The 2,858-nt window shown below is 57.9% G+C and carries 3 protein-coding genes; 1 reads left to right on the plus strand and 2 read right to left on the minus strand.

Annotated features, from left to right (window positions below; all coding sequences use genetic code 11):
- Together ACR0B3_RS23615 and ACR0B3_RS23620 are read right to left on the minus strand one after the other, a co-directional pair.
- Positions 1–640, minus strand: a 640-nt coding sequence (locus ACR0B3_RS23615) for an AAA family ATPase (protein WP_480811191.1), incomplete at its 3' end; no start/stop codon positions are given.
- On the minus strand, positions 637–2,130 hold the full coding sequence (locus ACR0B3_RS23620) for a Mu transposase C-terminal domain-containing protein (protein WP_012187124.1): 1,494 nt from the start codon (positions 2,128–2,130) through the stop codon (positions 637–639). The genes ACR0B3_RS23620 and ACR0B3_RS23615, both read right to left, overlap by 4 nt.
- A 138-nt stretch (positions 2,131–2,268) precedes the next feature.
- Between ACR0B3_RS23620 and ACR0B3_RS23625 the strand changes: the two genes are divergently transcribed.
- Positions 2,269–2,858, plus strand: a 590-nt coding sequence (locus tag ACR0B3_RS23625; RefSeq protein ID WP_480811192.1) for a recombinase family protein, incomplete at its 3' end; no start/stop codon positions are given.

The following is a 2,858-nucleotide window of genomic DNA, read 5'->3' on the forward strand; positions in this document are numbered from 1 at the left end:
CATCCTGGCCAAAGCCCCATTTCCTCCATTGCCGCTGCAAAACGAATTGCATCTCATCCTTCGAAAGCGGTGGGTATTCATGCACAAAACCTATTCGGCTGTAGAGTTGCGGGTATTGCGACATCCGTTTTTCAATGCCGGGCATACCGATCAGGATCAGCCCAGCGTCACTGCGATCGAACTGGTCGCGCAGGAACTCCAGGCCGGTCATGGTAAGGCGTTCGGCTTCGTCAATGATTACCAACTCTATCAGGCCAAGCGGTGTTAGAGGTCGCTCCGCCCACTTGGGGTTCCCGTAGCTGTCAATGCAAACGCATAGTCGCATGATAAATGGTTGAATGTCCTTGCGCAGCGCCGAGATACTGCCGCCCACCGGCGGTGTATAGAACAAGGTACGGGCGCGGGACGAGGCTGCATACACTTTCTTGTCCGAGTCTTCACGCCTACCCCATGTCGTTATCAGCGGTTCGATCAGGTCCCAATTGGCATAGCGGCGGGCTGACAAGGTTTTGCCAACGCCCGCCCGACCATGACACAAGCCGATGGTTGCGTTGCGGCGCACAGCGTTCGCGAATTCGACAAACCGCTTATGTTCGCGGGTGACGAGGAAAGTACCGGTCCGGCGAGTCTGGCGGCTCATGGCGTCTTGTCCGTTTTATACAGGACCAGCTTTTGGCGCGGGGCGTCAGGCGATACGGGATTTTGCTTTTCACGACTTGGAGGTGGCGCAGGTTTGGGAAGAAACTCGGTGATCTGTCTGGATTTTACCGTGATCTCGTTGCGCAAAGCCTTCCGCCTGGCGGTGCGGGCCTGTTGGATATCCTTGAGTGATATTGTGTGATGCGCATGATGGGCGCTGACAGCGCGGCACAAAAACCGGTCGCGGTGGAACACGCGCAGTTCGGTAATGTCGCGCGGGTCATAGCGGATGTTGACCGTTTTGCCGACATAGGCTGCAAGTGTGGGATCGGTGTAGAGCAAGCCCTGAAACCGAATGCCGTCACGGCGGACCTGCCGGGTTTTTAAGGCCATTACCAGTAGCAGATCGAGCTGTTCCAGACTGTTCGGCATACGAGGTAGCCAGCCGTCACCCCGCCAAGCCTCATTAGGTGGCACATCGATTTCGCTATGCTTGCGCGCGTTGTACACTGCGGTGACGAAAGTCTTTACGGCAACCTCCAACTCGCCGAGCGACAGGCGTGGCGGGGAGGCTGGTTTTCCGTTCGACAAAGCCCCCGGTAACTCAGGCAACAGCTCAGTGTTGATGGTACCGAAAAACCGCTCGATCTTGCCACGCCCCTGTGGCCGGCCAACCGTGGAAAACACAAGCTCAATGCGCAGGTCAGCTGCGACCTGCTCAAGGTGCTTGCTGGTGAAGTCGCTGCCGTGATCGGTGTATAAAACATCCGGCAGGCCACAAATCGGCCAGGAAGGCGTATCCTTTCGCCAGATAGCTTGCCGCAGGGCAAGAGCGGTCTGGATAGCAGAAGGTGCGCCGACAAAGACGGCGTACCCAGCCACTGCACGGGAATGATCATCAAGCACGATGGTAAGCCACGGCCGCACCGGCGCACCATTGGTATCCAAGATGATTAGATCGAGTTGTGTGTGGTCTGTCTGCCAGACAGCATTCGGCCTTTCGGCCCGATGACGATGAATCATTTCGAACCGGTCACGATAGGCGGCTGCGCCATCATGAGCGAGCGTGACAAGCGCGGGATCAAGACTATTCACGATTGAATGTATCGTGGCATAAGAAGGGACAGGCCAGTCACGCGATTTTACAATCGGGATGATGCGCCGGTGGATTGCGGCGGTAGAGAGACGGGGTTTGTGTAAGGCCAGCCCTTCAATCAGCTCGACCAGTTCAGATGATAGCCGCCGTTGCCCGGCATCAGATCGCGGTGCTCTTGCAAGTCCGGCAAGCCCAAAGCGCTGATATCGGGACGTCCACCTTTGCAGCGTGCGCAGTGGGATACCACTGACACGGGCAACTTCCGTCAGGGGGACTTCGTCGATCAGGTGCTGGCGCAGTATGTTGAACCGGCGCAACGCCTCGGCGCGTCGGTCTTCGGGCAGCGCAGTCAGACTGTCCGTAAGGGGATCGGTGACCGGACGCCGGATTATCAACGAACTGCTCCCAGTGTTTGCAACGGAAAACGATTCTCATTTGACTGGTCCGGTTATAGTATCATTGGAGGGGCCTTTTGCGTTACATACGATCACGATCAAGACGAAGCTCGGCCAATTCTGGCCCAAGGATGTATCATGACCAAAACCCGCGTCGGTTATGCCCGCTGCTCGACCGACAAACAGGATCTCGCAGCGCAACGGACAGCGCTCCTCGCTCTCGATGTCGCGGAAGACCGGATCTACACCGATCACGGCCTGACCGGCACGAACCGGGAGCGGCCAGGTCTGGCCCAGGCACTCGCAGCAGTCCGCGAAGGGGACACGCTTGTCGTGCCGAAACTGGACCGGCTGGCGCGGTCGGTTCCCGACGCCCGGGCTATCGCTGATGAACTGGAAAAGCGCGGGGTGAAACTGGCATTGGGCGCATCGGTCCATGACCCGACCGATCCGATGGGTAAGATGTTCTTCAACATCCTCGCCACATTTGCCGAATTCGAGGCTGATCTGATCAGGATGCGCACCAAGGAAGGTATGGCCATCGCCCGCGCCAAGGGACGACTGAAGGGCAAAAAGCCAAAACTATCGGATCGTCGTCAGGCAGAATTGCGCCGCATGTATGACACGGGTGACTACTCGATCAGCGATCTGGCAGAGCTGTTCGACGTATCGAGGCCCACCGTCTATCGGGTCGTGCAGCGCACACCGAGCGCCGATGCGTCTTCGGC

This window comes from Ruegeria sp. CE9 (assembly GCF_056537425.1).